At 64.1% G+C, this 16,676-nt stretch carries 17 protein-coding genes and 1 tRNA gene; 8 read left to right on the forward strand and 10 right to left on the reverse strand.

What is annotated here, in order from left to right:
- Positions 1-6: 6 nt before the first annotated feature.
- Entirely contained in the window at positions 7-624 is a 618-nt protein-coding gene (locus GS429_RS12350) for an NAD(P)/FAD-dependent oxidoreductase (protein WP_160065660.1), read from the reverse strand.
- Between the two features lie 389 nt (positions 625-1,013).
- On the opposite strand from GS429_RS12350, the gene GS429_RS12355 reads away from it, so the two are divergent.
- Complete coding sequence (locus GS429_RS12355) at positions 1,014-2,102, forward strand: glutamate-cysteine ligase family protein (protein WP_160065661.1); 1,089 nt, start codon at positions 1,014-1,016, stop codon at positions 2,100-2,102.
- Positions 2,103-2,207: 105 nt separating this feature from the next.
- Here the strand turns inward: GS429_RS12355 and GS429_RS12360 are convergent, their stop codons facing one another.
- The 4 genes from GS429_RS12360 to GS429_RS12375 all read right to left on the reverse strand — a co-directional run bounded on the left by GS429_RS12360 (position 2,208) and on the right by GS429_RS12375 (position 4,634).
- Positions 2,208-3,419 (reverse strand): C45 family autoproteolytic acyltransferase/hydrolase, encoded by a 1,212-nt coding sequence (locus tag GS429_RS12360; protein WP_160065662.1) that lies wholly within the window; start codon positions 3,417-3,419, stop codon positions 2,208-2,210.
- Positions 3,420-3,670: 251 nt separating this feature from the next.
- A tRNA-Arg gene (locus GS429_RS12365) sits at positions 3,671-3,745 on the reverse strand.
- A 53-nt stretch (positions 3,746-3,798) separates the two neighbouring features.
- Positions 3,799-4,176, reverse strand: a complete 378-nt coding sequence (locus GS429_RS12370; protein WP_160065663.1) for a YccF domain-containing protein — start codon at positions 4,174-4,176, stop codon at positions 3,799-3,801.
- Positions 4,177-4,313: 137 nt separating this feature from the next.
- Positions 4,314-4,634, reverse strand: coding sequence for a hypothetical protein (locus GS429_RS12375; RefSeq protein WP_160065664.1), 321 nt, complete (start codon positions 4,632-4,634; stop codon positions 4,314-4,316).
- Positions 4,635-5,016: 382 nt separating this feature from the next.
- Here GS429_RS12375 and GS429_RS12380 point away from each other — a divergent pair, with 382 nt between their 5' ends.
- From GS429_RS12380 to GS429_RS12390, 3 genes are all read left to right on the forward strand, one after another.
- Complete coding sequence (locus GS429_RS12380; protein WP_160065665.1) at positions 5,017-5,628, forward strand: AAA family ATPase; 612 nt, start codon at positions 5,017-5,019, stop codon at positions 5,626-5,628.
- Entirely contained in the window at positions 5,625-6,038 is a 414-nt protein-coding gene (locus tag GS429_RS12385) for an RNA-binding domain-containing protein (RefSeq protein ID WP_160065666.1), read from the forward strand. The genes GS429_RS12380 and GS429_RS12385 overlap by 4 nt, the downstream gene beginning before the upstream one ends.
- 324 nt (positions 6,039-6,362) lie before the next feature.
- Positions 6,363-7,307 carry a CBS domain-containing protein gene (locus GS429_RS12390; protein ID WP_160065667.1) on the forward strand — a complete coding sequence of 315 codons (945 nt, stop codon included), beginning with the start codon at positions 6,363-6,365 and terminating at the stop codon, positions 7,305-7,307.
- Here the strand turns inward: GS429_RS12390 and GS429_RS12395 are convergent, their stop codons facing one another.
- The 4 genes from GS429_RS12395 to GS429_RS12410 all read right to left on the reverse strand — a co-directional run bounded on the left by GS429_RS12395 (position 7,308) and on the right by GS429_RS12410 (position 10,854).
- A complete protein-coding gene (locus tag GS429_RS12395) occupies positions 7,308-8,234 on the reverse strand; it encodes a hypothetical protein (protein WP_160065668.1) in 927 nt (308 codons plus the stop codon). It lies immediately after the preceding gene.
- 176 nt (positions 8,235-8,410) lie between these two features.
- Positions 8,411-9,805: a signal recognition particle protein Srp54 gene (locus GS429_RS12400; protein ID WP_160065669.1), complete on the reverse strand. Its 1,395-nt coding sequence runs from the start codon at positions 9,803-9,805 to the stop codon at positions 8,411-8,413.
- Between the two features lie 53 nt (positions 9,806-9,858).
- Positions 9,859-10,311 carry a toxin-antitoxin system TumE family protein gene (locus GS429_RS12405; RefSeq protein WP_160065670.1) on the reverse strand — a complete coding sequence of 151 codons (453 nt, stop codon included), beginning with the start codon at positions 10,309-10,311 and terminating at the stop codon, positions 9,859-9,861.
- On the reverse strand, positions 10,312-10,854 hold the full coding sequence (locus GS429_RS12410) for an ArsR family transcriptional regulator (protein ID WP_160065671.1): 543 nt from the start codon (positions 10,852-10,854) through the stop codon (positions 10,312-10,314).
- A gap of 136 nt (positions 10,855-10,990) precedes the next feature.
- On the opposite strand from GS429_RS12410, the gene GS429_RS12415 reads away from it, so the two are divergent.
- The 3 genes from GS429_RS12415 (at position 10,991) to GS429_RS12425 (ending at position 14,425) form a co-directional block, all read left to right on the forward strand.
- Complete coding sequence (locus GS429_RS12415) at positions 10,991-11,221, forward strand: type II toxin-antitoxin system HicB family antitoxin (protein ID WP_160065672.1); 231 nt, start codon at positions 10,991-10,993, stop codon at positions 11,219-11,221.
- A 140-nt stretch (positions 11,222-11,361) separates the two neighbouring features.
- Positions 11,362-12,810 (forward strand): dihydrolipoyl dehydrogenase, encoded by a 1,449-nt coding sequence (locus GS429_RS12420; RefSeq protein ID WP_160065673.1) that lies wholly within the window; start codon positions 11,362-11,364, stop codon positions 12,808-12,810.
- A 31-nt stretch (positions 12,811-12,841) separates the two neighbouring features.
- Positions 12,842-14,425: a sensor histidine kinase gene (locus GS429_RS12425; protein ID WP_160065674.1), complete on the forward strand. Its 1,584-nt coding sequence runs from the start codon at positions 12,842-12,844 to the stop codon at positions 14,423-14,425.
- Positions 14,426-14,465: 40 nt separating this feature from the next.
- Here GS429_RS12425 and GS429_RS12430 read toward each other — a convergent pair whose 3' ends face one another.
- On the reverse strand, positions 14,466-15,311 hold the full coding sequence (locus GS429_RS12430; RefSeq protein WP_160065675.1) for a sulfurtransferase: 846 nt from the start codon (positions 15,309-15,311) through the stop codon (positions 14,466-14,468).
- A 283-nt stretch (positions 15,312-15,594) separates the two neighbouring features.
- Between GS429_RS12430 and GS429_RS12435 the strand changes: the two genes are divergently transcribed.
- Positions 15,595-16,458 carry a sulfurtransferase gene (locus tag GS429_RS12435; RefSeq protein WP_160065676.1) on the forward strand — a complete coding sequence of 288 codons (864 nt, stop codon included), beginning with the start codon at positions 15,595-15,597 and terminating at the stop codon, positions 16,456-16,458.
- The last annotated feature ends 218 nt before the right edge of the window (positions 16,459-16,676 follow it).

Genomic DNA, 16,676 nt, shown 5'->3' on the forward strand with positions numbered 1-16,676 from the left:
AGTGGATTATTCCGCGATCTGTTCGCCGAAGACGCGCGCCGCGTCGGCGGGAACGTCGAAATCGTGGTAGTGCTCACCCTTTACGTCCGAGAGGATGTTGAGTGCTGCGGCGGCGCCGTCGCCGACCGCGATGGCCGCCTGCCACTCCTCCGGTCGAACCATCGCACCCGTCGCGTAGGCACCCGGGACGTTCGTCTCCATCTCGACGCCGACGTCGACGACGTCACCGGCGAACGCACAGCCGAGATCCTCGGCGAGATCGCGGTTCGCGCCCGTCGCGAGGACGACGTAATCCGCGTCGTACTGGCCGTCTTCGGTTTCGACCGCGAAGCCGTCGCCGCTCTCGCTGATTTCGGTCACCGGTTCGCCCTGCCGTCGGTCGGCCCCGAAGTCGTCGACCTGTTGGCGCGCCGTCGCCATGAACTCGCTGCCGCCGACGGAGCCGATGCCGAGGTAGTTGAACAGGTGGGCTTTGTGCATCCACGTCTCGTCGGTGTCGAACACCGTCGTCTCGAGGCCGTTCTTCGCCGTGAAGAGCGCCGCACTCAGTCCGGCGGGGCCGCCGCCGACGACGATCACCGAAGCGTCTGTTCCGTTGTCGTCTGCAGTCGTCTCGTCGCTCATGTGTAGTTACACAATGTTACTGCAGGGGTATGAATGCGGTAGCAACCCCGAACCAACCACGTAACACTCGTGTTAGTGGGTCGGAATCGGAGCCGCTCCGCGATCGGTCACGATGGAGGCCCCTCGGGCGAAAAATCGATTCACAGGACGGGCATTTCGCTCCAGTAACCGGAACCTACTGCCGGTTTTATTCCCTGCGTACGCAGGCTCAATGGCTTCACGTCGAAGCGGCTTACCCTGAAATCCACAACACAGGAGAGGGTCACGGACGCCGACCGCGAACTCGCCCGCCGGTGAGTTCGCGTCGGTATCCATACTCACCCCCACAGTACGGCCCGGTGACGGCTTGCTCGAGGGCCAGACAACAGCGATCCAACGGAGACATCCATATGAAAACTAGCCTCGAGGTAGAGTACTGGGTCATCGACGATGACGGCGACCTGGTACCGCCTGGAACACTGCTCGATCTCTCGGAACAGATTGATCCCGAGTTCGTCGAGCCGATGCTCGAGATCAAAACAACCCCGTGTACGTCCATGGCCGAACTTCGCGAGGAGTTCGTCTCGCTTATCGGCCACGTCGTCGATGCGGCACGCGAACAAGACAAGCGGCTCGTCCCGCTTGCGACGCCGCTGAACGCCTCGCCGGCCGAAATACCCTACCGGGAGAAAGACGGAACGGATCTCCAGCGCCGGACCGTCGGCCCGGCGTTCGACGACGCCCGCGTCTGTGCCGGCACGCACATTCACTTCGAGCAATCGAACGTCGTCGACCAACTGAACACGCTGACCGCGCTCGATCCCGCCTTCGCGCTCGTCAACAGTTCATCGCACTACCGCGGCGAGAACATCCTCGAGTGTGCCCGTCCGTTCCTCTACCGGCGCTCGTGCTACGAGGACTGTCCGGAGCAGGGCCAGCTTTGGCCCTACGTCGACAGCGTCGACGAGTGGGAACAGCGACTCGAGAACGCCTACGACGGCTTCCGCGAACGCGCACTCGAGCGCGGCGTCGATCCCGACGCCTTCGACGCGGAGTTCGCCCCCTACGACGCGGTCTGGAACCCGGTCCGGCTGCGGAAAGCGATGCCGACCGTCGAGTGGCGCTCGCCCGACGCGGCCCTGCCGAGTCAGGTGCTCCATCTCACGGAAGCGGTTCGATCGATCGTGACCCACGCCGACGCCCGCGGTACCGTCGTCGAGGGATCCGAGTCCGCCGCCGAGCGCGAAGCCAACGGAGCGGTCACCCTCCCCGACTTCGACACCGTCGAGTCGATCACGGACGCCGCGATTCACAACGGCATCGAGGACTCGAGCGTTCGAGCCTACCTGCAGAAGCTCGGATTCACGCCGGCGGACTACGACCCGCTCGCGAGTCGCCTTGCCGATACTCGACTCACGAAACGGCAGGCGAAACGGCTCCGACTCGAGGCTGCACGCGGGCTCGAGGAAGATCTCGCGAAGCGCCGCGTTCGGGCCTGATTCGGCACTTGATTCGGTTCGCTCGACCTCGTGTTCTTATCGCGCGTTCGGACGGAAGACGAAAATACGACTGGAGACGCAAAAGGAATTCACGGTGAGCGAGGCTCAGCGAAGCCGATCGAGCCACCGCCGTCCCGTTCGGAGATCGGTCGGCACCTCGTCGCCGAACCGACAGCGCGTCCGGCCGGTCTCGCAGGGGTTGCCCACCGCGATTTCGATTACCGGCGACCCGCCCTCGAAAATGGCCGTACTCGCCGTCGTTAACTGGCCGAACGCGTGCGGTTCGTCCGTCCCGGGCTCCGGGTGGCGACAGATCGAGTCGTCGCCGGGGCCGTTCGCGTGGTCCTGCGCGAAGGTCCACAGATCCTCCCGGTCGAGTTGCTCGTCCCCCTCGAGCAACTCGAGAGCTCGTCGCCGCCGCTTCGTCGAACTCTCCGTCTCGGTCGACTCGGACCGCGCGAAGTGATTCGTTCGCGTCACGATCCGATCGTCGTCGACGGCAATCCGCTCGGACACGGGATCGATCTCGAGTAAGATCGCGTCAATCTCGTCGGCCAGAAACAGCGTCTGTCCCATCAGGTGGCGAGTCGGGTGTGACTCGAGCAGTTCCCGAGCCTCGTCTACGGTGGCACACTCCTCCAGAATCATGCGGATGACGGTGCCGTTGCGAAGCTGGTCCTCCGGATCGACGTCGTCGCGCTTGCTGTCGATGAAGGTGTTCGCCGCGACCAGGCCCTGATCGTTGACTCCCTTGTACGTCGAAATCGTTCCGCAGGTGTCGACCGTCAGGAAGCCGTACAGATCGTCGATCGGCGGCTGTTCGACGACCGATTTCGGCCGCGTCCCGCGGCCAGCGATATCCCGGTTTTTGAGGACGAGCGGCCCGGTACCCTCGGTGTCGTCAACTCCGGTATCGAACCCGCCATCCGACTCGACCTTCGACGGGGCTACGAGCGCGTTCGTACACCCCTTCGGGTTCTTTTCGGATCGCCCCTCCCCGTCGGCCAACTCTTCACAGAGTTCGGCGTACGCGAAGACGTACGCCTCGTAGACGTCCGGATCGACGTCGAACGTCTCGGCCATCGCCTCGTAGGCTCGCAGATGTCGATCCGGCAGGCTCTCTTTGCTCCGCCGGGCGTACTCGAGCAAGGGTTCGAGATTGACGTTCTGGGACGCGATGAGCGACTCGAGTTCCTCGATCGCCCACTCGACGGCCTCGCATTCCGTTTCGGCTCGCCGACGCGCCTGTTCGGCGAACGAGTCCGCTCCGACGATTGCGTCGCTGTACGCGGTGGTGTCGACGGCCGTGTCGTCCATATCGTGGCCAGGGACTCGGGAAGGTTGGGTCGCGGGCCTGAATTATACTGTTCGACAGAACGTGTGAGCCGGTTTCACAGGCTCTGTCCACCCCTGTGATTGGCGATGGAGTACTGTGCCACTCGGCTGTCTCTCCTCGCAGAACGATAGCCGCAAAGTCGCTGGCACGATGGGATTTGAACCACGGTCGCAGCACGCTGCTCCCTGATTCAAATCCTGCTGCCGTTGCTGGCCACGTTGGTCGCAGATAACGGGCACGATGGGATTTGAACCCACGACCGTCGGATTAGAAGTCCGACGCTCTTTCCGGACTGAGCTACGTGCCCTCGAGTACGAATCAACGACGGATCGGCATAAGCAATGGGGATTTCGGTCTCCGCTAGCCGTTGAATCGATACAGCGATGTCACGAACGGCAACCGATTGGCCAGCCAGATGGCGATCGGGAGCCCGATGATGGTCACCGCCAGCAGGGCAGCGAGGTTGGCCCAGAAGAAACTCAGCCACCAGCCGACGAAGACGAAGTACAGCGCGCGAACTGCCAGCGAGTGCTGGCCGCGAGCCAGTTCCGGGTTCGTGAACGATCGCGGTTCCTGCAGCGTCAGCACCGTCGGAACGAGGTTGATCAGCTTGATCCCGATCGGAGCGAGGATGACGGTGACGTTCAGGAACCACGCGACGTTGACCACGATCGGCGTCGCCCACCAGCCGATGAGCAGAAACCAGATCGCACGCACGAGGAGAGATCGCTGCGTCATACTCACCGAACGGTCGGTGCGGACATAATCACAGCGATCCCCCGCTGCAGGGCATCTGATCGCGGCCGGCGAGCCGAGTGCTGGCCGGGGCACGTCATCGGAAAAAAGAGGTGCAGAGCCCTCGTCAGTACTCGCGATCAGGTTTCGGTGTCGGCGTCGTCATCCGAGTCGTCGTCTTCGAAGTCGTCATCGTGTTCCTCGTCGTCATCCCCGGGCGCATCGTCTTCGTCGCCGTTTTCATCGTCATCGACACCGTTCTCTTCGTCGTCGTCGCCGAATCCATCGTCTCCGTTCTCCTCGCCGTCCTGACCGTCCTCACCATCCTCGCCGAAATCGTCAGTGCCGTTCTCGAGGCCTTCGTCTTCCTCGCCATCGTCTGTGCAACCGGCGACCGCCGCGATCGTACCGACGCCGAGTAGCTTCGTGAATCGGCGTCTGTCGAGGTTCGGTGCTGTCATAGCGTGCATCCGTCGCCGATGCCCGCTCGATAAATAAGAGAGATCGTCCGTTGTGATCGATAGTCTTCGATTCAGACGGATTGTCCGTTTTTAAGCCGATGGAAGGGGTCAGTTGCGAAAATACCAGCTGTTTCGCGTCGTGCAATCGAGCATCGGTCGAGTCCCGCACCGACCCGAATCGATCCTCGAACGGATCGCGGCGAAGGGGCGACGGACTGTCTGTACCCGCTCGAGAGCGAGTGTCTACGGGTACCGCAGACACGACCGATGTTTCGACAGCTGCAACCGACCGCCATCGGGGCGAACGCGATCACACTCGCGCGGACACTCGCCGCGGCGACGAACACAGCGCTTATGCACGTCTCGCCGGTACGCTTTCTCGATGCACGTCATCGGAACGGTGGGACTCCCCGGCAGCGGAAAGGGCGAAGCCGCCACCGTCGCACGCGAGAACGGAATCCCGGTAGTGACGATGGGCGACGTCGTCCGCCAGGAGACGGCCGATCGCGGCCTCGATCCGGCGAAAGACCACGGGAAAGTCGCCCAGGCGCTGCGCGACGAGAACGGGCCGGCGGCGATCGCCGAGCGCTCGCTCCCGATGATCGAAGACCGCCTCGCGGACCACGAGACGGTGCTGGTCGACGGGATCCGCTCGGACACCGAGGTCGACGTCTTCGAGGCGGAGTTCGGGGAGACGTTCACGCTCGTCAGTATCGAGGCGCCGTTCGAGGTCCGGGCGGAGCGAATCGACGCCCGCGGCCGGGACGCGAGCGAGGCCGACGGCGGCGAAGGGTTGGCCGCTCGTGACGACCGCGAACGCGGGTTCGGAATGGACGACGCGATGGCACAAGCCGACCTCGTCATCGAGAACACCGACTCGCTGGAGGCGTTTCACGAGCGGATCCGAACGATCATTCAAGAGGGCGAAGAGGCGGACGGGGCGGAATCGGAACCAAAATCGGAATCCGAATCGAACACCGAGCTACACCAATGACCGACATATACCGCGTCGACGTCGAAATCACGGCCCCGGTCTACGACACCGAGGTTACCAGCCGCGTCGCCGATGCCGTCGCGAACATCTTTCCTAACGCCGACCTCGAGGAGGAGTTCGGCGAGATCCGGGCCGAGGCACACGCGATGGATCACTTCTCGGAACTCCTCCACCGCCAGGAGATTCTCGACACGGCCCGCGGCGAGTTCTTCGCGAACCGCGAGGGCAACGGGTTCTCCTTTGCGCTCAAGAAACAGGCGGCCTTCGAAGACCGGGTGAACTTCTCGGTCGGCGAACCCGACGAACTCGGCGAGATCAGCGTTCGCGTACGCGTCGAAGAACCGACCCTCGAGGAGTACGTCGACCACATCGCCCCACCGACGGAAGACGGACGGCCGGTCGAAGGCTGATAGAGCACAAACGTCGATCTCACCTACGCAACGCATGGTCGTGTGAAAGACTTTGCCGAAGAACGAGATATTACGCTCACTGAGGCATACGAACAACTCTTGAACGCTGGACTTGACGCCATGGAGACTCTGGGTGAGGAGTAACCGGTGGTTCGTGTAGTCGAGTGACGCGATTCACGCCCGTCCCCAGAACGCGGCGCGTTCTGGTGTGCAAACGAGCCGCGAAGCGTCTCGTCAACGCCGTGAACGGCGGGACTCTCTCGCTGTATTAGGTAGCGACCGACGGGCGAGCAGTGAAAAGGCAGCGACGCGTAGACGTGTACTATGCACGACACGATCGCCGTTGCCGAGATCATGGTCACCGACGTCGTCACCGCCCCGCCGGACGCGAGCGCGAGCCACGCTGCGGCCCTGATGCGCGACGAACACGTCAGTTCGGTCGTCGTCGTTCGCGATGGTAACCCGATCGGCATCGTGACGGAAGGTGACTTCGCGACTCACCTCTGTGAACGAGCCAACCTCAGCGGCGTCGACCTCGAGGCCGTGATGGCGTCCCCGCTCGAGACGATCGCACCCGACACCGCCATCGTCAACGCTGTAGACCGCCTGCGCGGGAACGGACTCGAGCACCTGCCGGTCGTCGAACATGGTGACGGGGAAGACGCGGACGACGACCTCGTCGGTATCCTTACGACGACGGAACTGTCCTACTACGTTCCCCACCTCGCGCACCGAACCGGCGGCCTCGAGCGCCAGCACCCGCCGCGACGGGTCCGAACCGACACCCTGTACGAGCGCGACGACTGGGAGTTCGAGTACCGTGGCGAGGACGAATCGACGATCGCCGTCGGTGACGTCGCCCGGTTTTCGAAGACGATTTCGGAGGACGACGTCGAGGCGTTCGCCGAAATCACCGGCGATACGAATCGCGTTCACGTCGACGACGCCTACGCCGCCGAAACCCGGTTCGGCGAGCGGATCGTCCACGGCATTTTCGCCAACGGCATCGTGAGTGCCGCACTCGCTCGACTCCCCGGGCTGACGATCTATCTCTCCCAGGAGAGCAGCTTCCTCGCTCCGATCTCGCTCGGCGATCGAGTGACCGCCGTCTGCGAGATCGTCGACGACCTCGGCGGCGCGAAATACCGGATCGAGACGACCGTCTACGACGGCGAGGAAACGGCCGTACTCGAGGGCGATGCCGTCGTCCTCATCGACGAGTTGCCGCCGACGGCGGCGCTCGAGGGAACCACAGCGACGACGGACTGACTACTGCGCGCAATCGTTCGCGGCCGCGAGCGCCCGTTCACCTTCGTTTTGCTGCCCGTCGTCGAAGGCCGTCACCGCGTCGATCAGCTGGTCGCTCTGACAGATCGCCGTCTCGAAGTAGTCGGTGAGTCCGGCCGGGGTGTCCTCGTCTCCCTCGAGCGTCGCGGCCGCCGTCTCGAAGGCCGACTCGGCGTCGGCGTACGCCTCGCTTGCCTGTTTGTCCGCTCCGTCCTCGGCGTGCGCTCGGCCGCGTTCGAGGTCGTCGTAGCCGGCGAGCAGCGACTCGAACCCGCTTCCGAGCGTTTCGAGCGAGTCGAGGACGGTACTCAGCGTCGAGATGCCGGACTCGAGGTCCGTGCGGTCGATTCCCGCCAGCTCCTCGAACCGGTCCTCGAGCGTCCGAAAGTCGTCGGCCGCCTCGTCGTACTCGGTCCGCGCCTCATCGAGTTTGCTCGTTCGCTCGCCGACGGTATCAGTTGCCGTCGCGATATCGCCGTCGCCGCCGATCGTCGCGAAAACGGTCTCAGCCTCCGACTCGAGGCCTTCGTCGGCGACCGTATCGGTCACTGCGACCAGTCCCTCGAGGACGTCGGCGTACGTTCGAAGCGTTTCGACGTCGGGCCGTCGGCCCTCGTCCAGTTCGTCCATCGCGGTCTCGAGATGCGCCCGGGCATCGGCGATCAGGCCGGCGGGTTCGTCGGGATCAAACTCGAGGGTCTCCGGGTCCTCGATAGCGCCGCCGCCCACGTCCAATGCGAGCGCGGCGTCGTTCAGAGCGCCGGCCGCGCGATCGAGTTCGCGCTCGCCGGTTCGATCGCCGACCTCGGCGCTCGAGTCGCTGCCAGTGAAATCATCGAGACATCCCGCGAGAAGAGCCAGCGCGCCGACACCGGTGCCAGCGCGAGTGAGATACTGCCGACGGTTCATTAGTACTCGAGGATAGGTCTAGAGGATTATGAACGTGCTGGCAGGTCCACACACCTGTCAACTCGGCGTAATTCGGGTGTTGGGACGCCGGGTGCCTGCCTCGAGCGAAGCGGACGAGGGCGGAAACAGGGATGAGAGGTGTAGGGAAACGAAAACCGAACCGAAAACGAGTCCGATCAGCCGAACGGCCCCATACCGCCCATTCCGCCGCCACCGCCGCCGCCCTGCTGTTGCATCTGCTTCATCATCCGCTGCATCTCTTGCTCGGAGCCCATGCCCTGGAACTGCTTGATCGTCTTTTCCATCATCTTGTACTGCTGGAGCAGTTCCCGGACCTTCTCCTCGCTGGTGCCCGACCCGCGTGCGATGCGCTCGATCTGGTTTGCGCCGATGGCTTTCGGATACTCCTTTTCGGCGTCGGTCATCGAGTCCATGATGACGCTGAAGGTGCGCATTCGTTCCTGGGTGACGTCCATCGCGTCGTCGGGCAGTTGGTCCTTGATCCCGCCGCCGAATCCGGGGATCATGTCCATTACCTGATCGAGCGGCCCCATGTTGTTCATCGCTTCCATCTGCTTTTGCATGTCGTTGAGGGTGAACTGGCCCTGTAACATGTCCTCAGGGTCCCAGTCGTCTTCCTCCATCTCGGTCTGCTCCATCGCGCGCTCGACGCGCTCGGTGAGCTGGCCGAGATCGCCCATCCCGAGCAGCCGCGAGATGAAGCCGTCGGGCTCGAAGCGCTCGATGTCCTGTACCTCCTCGCCGGTCCCGAGGAAGGCGATCGAGGAGTCGGTCTGGTCGACGGCGGTGAGGGCGCCACCACCCTTCGCGGTACCATCGAGCTTCGTGATGACGACGCCGTCGATGCCGATCGACTCGTCGAACTGCTGGGCCTGCTCCTTCGCGCCCTGTCCGATCGCGGCGTCGAGGACGAGCAGCGAGGTGTCGGGGTCGACGACGCCCTCGATCTGCTCGATCTCGTCGATCAGGTCCTCCTCGAGCGCGTGGCGACCCGCCGTGTCCACGATGTGGACGTCGGCCTCGCTGGTCTCCTCGAGACCCTTGCGCGCGATTTCGACGGGATCCTCGCTGTCGGGGTTTCCGTAGTAGTCGACCTCCGCGCGGCCGGCCATCTCCTGGGCCTGCTCGTAGGCGCCGGGTCGGAAGGTGTCGGTCTGGATGACCGCCGGACGCAGGCCCTTCGTCGAGAACCACCAGGCCATTTTCGCGGCGGAGGTCGTTTTACCGGATCCCTGTAGGCCCGCGAGGAGGATGGTTTGTTCCTCGAGGGGGAGTTCGGTCGAGTCGCCGATCAGGTCGACCAGTTCTTCATAGACGATGCGGAGGACGAAGTCCCGCGCCGGCGTGCCGGCCGGCGGTTCCTCCTCTAAGGATCGCTCTTTGATGTTGTCCGACAGCTCCATCACGAGCGAGACGTCGACGTCGGCCGAAAGCAAGGAGCGTTGAATCTCCTTGACGATCTCCTCGATGTCCTCCTCGCTGAGTCGTGACTTTCCGCGGAGTTTGTCCAAGGTGCCCCGCAGAGAACTGCCGAGATCGTCGAGTACCATTTGCTCGGTCTACGGGACGACGGCGTTAAAGGTTTTTTCTACGGCGGGAGAACTCACGTGATCTCGTCGTCCCACGCCTGATCGATTCGGTCTTCGACGGCAGCCACCACCGTCGAGAGGACGTCGATCGGGTGTCGTGACGGCAACTCGAGATCGACGGTATCGGCTCCGTCCGGTGGCCGATGGAAGTGGAGTCGCGCGTTGTGTCCGTTCGGGTGACGGTCCCAGCGACACTCCCAGTGGTCGTCAGTGACCGTCGTCTCGACGTAATGAACGGTGAAATCCCCGGTCGTGAACCATCGAACGTCGAGCCGAGCGGTATCGATCGAGGGCGGGTATGGTTCGGTATCGACGTGTCCCTCGAGGACGCGCGGTTCATCGCTCCCAGGACGGAACTCCGTTTGCGAAACGAGCGGATCGTCCGCGAGTCGACGTTCGAGCACCCGGAGCGTCTGGCGATCGGGTGGCCCCGTCGCCCGCGGGCCGTCGTCGGACGAGCCACCCATCTATGGTGAGGTCGGGACGAGATGGCCGTCGTTCTGTACGATCTGGCGTGCGAGTTCGTAAAGTCGGATATCCCGCTCGAGGGCGTGCCAGTCGCTCAGCCGAACCATTACGGTGTGAATGTCGTCGTGATCGTTGTGGTCGAAGGCCGAGATCGAGGACGGATCAGTCGTCTCGAATTCGTCGACGTACGCCTCACGACGGTCCTCCAACGTGGCGACGCGGTCGATAATCTCCTCGACCGTGTGCTCCTCAGCGAGTCGACTCGCTTCCTGCCACTCAAGATAGCCATCGTTGCGCTCGTAACGGGCCGGTTGGGCGTCCTGATCGGCCCGTACGATCCCCATTTCGGCGAGGCGATCGAGGTGTTTTTTCGCCGCGTTTGGTGAACAGCCCGCAACTGATGCGATCTCGGTGTACGGGGTGAGTTCCGTCACGCCGAGTGCGCTGTCGTAGACACGATCGAACGTATCGCTGGTCTCGCGCCACCGCTGTCGCACGTCGTCGACGGCCTCCTGATCCGGGACTGGATCAAACTCGGTCATGGTCGTCGTTACGTGTTGAGCAATAATATATGTGGGGTCTCACAAATATCTGACCCGATCCGGCGTTCGCCGAACGCGAGGTTCCCACTCACTCGTCGTCGATGCGTATTTCAGCCGACCCGGACAACGAACGCCTATGAGCTCCGATGCAGACGTCGACCCCTCCGACTACGAGGAGTACGAGGCTCTCGAGGACGCCGACGTGACCATGCGAGTGAACGATCACGGCCTCCACATCGCCGACGACGAGGTAACCGGCGTCTCGAGTCAGGGACAGACGCCGGAGGCGGCACTCGAGAATCTCGCGGCGGCGGTCGAATCCTACAGGGACGCGACCGACGACGATCCGGGCGACGACTGGCTCTGAGCGGCCGGGGGCCGGGGTCGGGTAGCAAACAATTTGCCATCGGGAAACGGCTGGCTTTGAGCGAGACAGGTGGCCGACTGCACCCGAGACCGGCCACAGCACGCTCCCGTTTTACGGTCTCGGTCGTGCTCGAGCAATACATGGACGAGTACGATATCGTCGTGATCGGCGGCGGATCGGGAAGCCAGGTCGCGACCGCAGCGGCCGAGGCTGGACTCGAGGCGGCCGTCATCGAACGCGGGCCGCTGGGCGGCGCCTGCATCACGCGGGGCTGTATCCCCTCGAAGGCGCTGATCCATCGAGCCGACGTCGTCGAAGAGATACGCCGCGCCGAACAGTTCGGCGTCGCGGCCGAGTTGACGGACGTCGACTACGGCGAGATCACGTCGTCGATCCGCGAGACGGTCTACGAGAAGGCCGAGGGACAGGAGTCGTCCCTCGAGGACGCCGACAACGTCAGCCTCTACGACGGCGAGGCCCGGTTCGTCGACGAACGCACGCTCGAGGTCGACCCGGGCGACGGCGACGACGGCGGCGAACGGCTCCGCGGCGAGACCGTCGTCCTCGCGGCCGGCAGCCGACCGATGGTGCCGCCGATCGACGGCCTCGAGGACGTCGACTTTCTCACGAGCGACGATGCGCTCTTTCTGGACGATCGGCCCGACGAACTCGTGGTTATCGGGGGCGGCTACATCGGCGTCGAACTGGGCTACTTCTTCGGTGCGATCGGCGCCGACGTGACGCTCGTCGGACGCAGCGAGACGCTCGTGCCGAAAGAGGACGACGCCGTGAGCGAGGTCGTCACCGACTCCCTCGAGTCGTACTGCGAGCTGTACACCGGCTACGAGGCCGCCGCGGTCGAACGGGACGGCGACCGGGTCGTCGTCACCGCAGCGCCGAGCGACGACACCGACAACACCGACGACGAAACGATCGACCTCGAGGCCGACCAACTGCTAGTTGCGACCGGTCGACGCCCGAACACGGATACGCTGAACCTCGAGGCCACGAACGTCGAAACCGACGACAACGACCACGTCGAGGTCGATGCGACGCTCGAGACGACCGCCGACGGGATCTGGGCGATGGGCGACATCGTCGGCGACCAACCGTTCAAGCACGCGGCCGACTACGAGGCGCAAATCGTTTCGGCGAACGCGCTCGACGACGCGGGCCGCGAAGTCGACTACGACGCGATGCCCCACGCCATCTTCACCTCGCCGCAGGTCGCGAGCGTGGGACGGACGGAGCACGAACTCGAGGACGCCGGCCGGGAGCACGAGTCCGCGACGATCCCGTTCGACGCCGCGCCGCTGGGCATGATCCTCGAGGCCGGCGACGGGCTGGTGAAGGTCCTCGCCGCGCCGGACGGCGAGATTCTGGGCTGTCACATCGTCGGGCCGCAGGCCTCGACGCTGATCCAGGAGGTCGTCGTCGCGATGGACGGCGGAGCGGGGACCGTCGACGACGTCGCCGAGCCGGTACACGTCCATCCGGCGCTCTCGGAGGTGGTGTACGCGGCATTCGACGAACTCTCTTCACAGCCGTACTCGACGGCCCCGGACTGGCGGGACGTAAGTAGTGAGTGATTCGCGTGTCAAACGAGACTATCAATAGCTAATGTCCGACGGATCAGATCCCCCCGAACCGACCGAATCCGACGCGGCAGCGGCCGTCTACGAACGCATTACCGACGCCGTCTTCGCGCTCGACGAGGAGTGGCGGTTCACGTTCTGTAACGAACGAGCCGAACAGATGCTCGAGCGATCCGAATCGGAGTTACTCGGAACGGTCATCTGGGAGGCGTTTCCCGACGCGCTCGGGTCGACGTTCGAACGCGAGTACGAGCGGGCGATGGAAACCCAGGAACCGGTCACGTTCGAAGCGTTCTACGAGCCGCTCGACGCCTGGCTCGAGGTGCGTGCGTACCCATCAGAAACCGGGCTCACGGTCCACTTTCGTGACGCCACCGAGCGCGTGAGGCGAAAAGAGACACTGCAAAAGCGCGAGCAAGCGCTGCGGGACGCCTACGAAGTCATCGCGGATCCCGAGCGATCGTTCGACGAGCAACTCGACGCGCTCCTCGGAGTCGTTCGGGACACGATCGGCACGGACTACGCGACGCTGTCGTGCGTGCACGAAGACGCCGACGAGTACATCTTCGACGCCGTCGACGCGCCGGCCGATGCCGACCTCGAGGCGGGGGATACGACCTCGCTGCGGGCGACGAACTGCGAGCGCGTCGTCAGCACCGAGCAGACGCTGGTTCTCGAGGACGTCGAGGCGGATGCTCCGGAACTCGCCGACCGGGCCGGTAACGCCGAGTGGGGAATCTCCTGTTATCTCGGAACCCCGATCACCGTCCGCGACGAGGTGTACGGCACCTTCTGTTTCTACGATATGGAGGCCCGAAGCGAGGAGTTTACCGACTGGGAGATCACGTTCGTCGAGCTACTGGGCAACTGGGTGAGCGCCGAACTCGAGCGCCAGCGGTCCGAACGGGACCTCGAGGAATCAAACAAACGACTCGAGCAGTTCGCCTACACCGCTTCCCACGACCTTCAGGAGCCGTTACGGATGATCTCGAGTTACCTCTCGCTCATCGAGCAACGCTACGGCGATGACCTCGACGAAGACGGGGAGGAGTTCATCGAGTTCGCCGTCGACGGGGCCGAGCGGATGCAGGCGATGATCGACGGCCTCCTCGCCTACTCGCGGGTCGAAACGCGGGGCGATCCGTTCGAACCGGTCGACCTGAACGGCGTGCTCGAGGACGCCCGAACCGATCTGGCGCTCAGACTCGAGGAGGCCGACGGGGAGCTCACAAGCGAATCGTTGCCTCGCGTCGAGGGCGATGACGACCAGCTACGACAGGTGTTCCAGAACCTGCTGTCGAACGCGATCCAATACGCGGGCGACGAGCCGCCGCGGATCCACGTGGGGGCCGAACGGGCGGGCGGCGACTGGCGTATCTCGGTCAGCGACGAGGGGATCGGGATCGATCCGGACGACGTCGAGCGGATCTTCGACGTCTTCGAACGGCTCCACAGCCACGAGGAACACGACGGGACGGGGATCGGACTCGCGCTCTGCGAGCGGATCGTCGAACGCCACGGCGGCGAAATCTGGGTTGATACCGACGTCGAACCGGACGACGGGGCGACGTTCCTCTTTACGTTGCCGGCGGCCGATCCGCCGGAGTGAGTCGCTCGAGGGATCGGACGATCGGACGAGTTCGCGTCGGTTACCTACTCTCGCCGGTCTCGATATCGCCGTCGGTAGCCAGCCACTCCGTGAGACTGCCCTCGTAGAAGGCGACGTGCTCGTACCCCAGCGCCCGGAGGACCACGTAGGTGTGGCTGATCCGTCTGGCGGTGTTACAGTAGAGGACGATCTCGCGATCGGGCGTAATCCCGTACTCGCTTAGCAACGCCTCGAGTTCGGACTCGGGTTTGAGCCGCCGCGTCTCGTCGTCGACGACCTCGCGCCAGTCGAACCGCACCGCACCCGGCAACCTGGCCTCCTCGAACTCGTGCCGTTCGCGCGTGTCGACGAAGACGGCGTCGCGCTCGAGGGCGTCCTCGACGGTCTCGAGGTCGACCAGCGGGCTTTCCTCGCGGGCGAGCGGATCGGGGGCGTACGTCGTCGGTTCGGTTTCGGGCTCGGCGCTCGTCGTCTCGTGGTCGCGGTTCCAGGCGCTGAAATCGCCGTCGAGCAGTCGCACGTCGTCGTGGCCGTACTCGAGGGCGGTGAGCACGAACCGGGCGGCGAACACGCCGTGGGTGTCGTCGTAGGCGACGATCGTGTCGTCGGGGGAGATCCCGGCGTCGCCGAGGAGCGTCGCGAACGCGTCGACGCCGGGCAAGGTCCCGCGGTCGACGTCGGTTTCGTCGCGGTAGCTGTCGAAGGGGATACTGACGGCCCCCGGAACGTGTCCGATTCCGTCGTACTCCCAGGCGTCGCGAACGTCGACGATGCGTACCTGCGGATCCTCGTGTCCGTGTTCATCTGCGTTTTCGTGTTCGTCTTCGTCTTCGTCCTCGAGGTGTGCTGCGAGCCAGTTCGGCGTGACGACGACGGTCTCGTCCATCGCTGTCCGTTTCGGATCCGGCCCTCGAGAACGCACCGGTCCCGGCACCACTCCCCTGGGTACCGAGGTCCCGGCAATTACCACCGACTCGGGCGAACCTGTCGGGTCGGCGAAAGCCGTCACATGTCGGCCGCGGTTCTATTTAGCCTGGAGGCGAGACGGTCGCCGAATCGCACCGATTCCCCACGTTCGAGGTAGCGGCAACAGTCACCGACACGATAGACCATCGTCCGAATTGTCCGGTTAGGGTGCCACTATGACCCTGCCAGCCCACGTGTCGCGTATGGCAACAGACTACGCCAACGACGTACTCGTCACGGCTGACTGGGTCAAAGCGCGCCTCGAAGAGTTCGAGGACGACGACTCCGACCACCGGCTGGTCGAGGTCGACGTCGACACGGAAGCCTACGAGGAAGCACACGCTCCCGGCGCGATCGGATTCAACTGGGAGACCCAACTACAGGATCAGACTACCCGCGACATCCTCTCGAAGGACGACTTCGAGGGCCTGCTCGGCTCCCACGGCATCAGCGAGAACTCCACCGTCGTCCTCTACGGCGACAACTCCAACTGGTTCGCCGCCTACACTTACTGGCAGTTTAAGTACTACGGCCACAAGGACGTCTACCTGCTCGACGGCGGCCGCGAGTACTGGCTCGAGAACGACTACCCGACGACCGACGAAGAGCCGGACTTCTCGGCGGTCGAGTACGACGCCGCGGGCCCGCGCGAGAGCATCCGCGCCTACCGCGAGGACGTCGAGAACGCGATCGACCGCGGCGTTCCGCTGGTCGACGTTCGCTCGCCCGAGGAGTTCAGCGGCGAGATTCTCGCCCCGCCGGGCCTGCAGGAGACCGCCCAGCGCGGCGGCCACATTCCGGGGGCGAAGAACATCTCGTGGGCCGCCGTCACGAACGACGACGGCACGTTCAAGGACCGCGAGGAACTCGAGGAACTCTACGCCGACGAAGACATCGACGGCGACGAGACGACCGTCGCCTACTGCCGCATCGGCGAGCGATCGTCCGTCGCGTGGTTCGCCCTGCACGAACTGCTTGGTTACGAGGACACCGTCAACTACGACGGGTCCTGGACCGAATGGGGTAATTTGGTTAACGCGCCGATAGAGAAAGGCGAAGCTGAGTGAGTGGAGCGAACGAAGCTTCGTAGTGGAGCGGGGAACACAGTGACCCGCGAAACAGGCGAGGCCGAGTGAAACGAGGCCTCGAGGCGAAGCGAGGAACGATGTGACTCGCGGAGCAGGGCGAAGCGGAGAACGGGAAGTGTAAGCGATACGTCTGCTGTTTCGTTTTCGCCGACTGCTCGAGAGCAGGGACTCGAGCCGTTCGAATCGATTCTTCGCGT

It is taken from the genome of Natronorubrum halalkaliphilum (assembly GCF_009834785.1).
GTDB classification, from domain to species: Archaea; Halobacteriota; Halobacteria; order Halobacteriales; family Natrialbaceae; genus Natronorubrum; species Natronorubrum halalkaliphilum.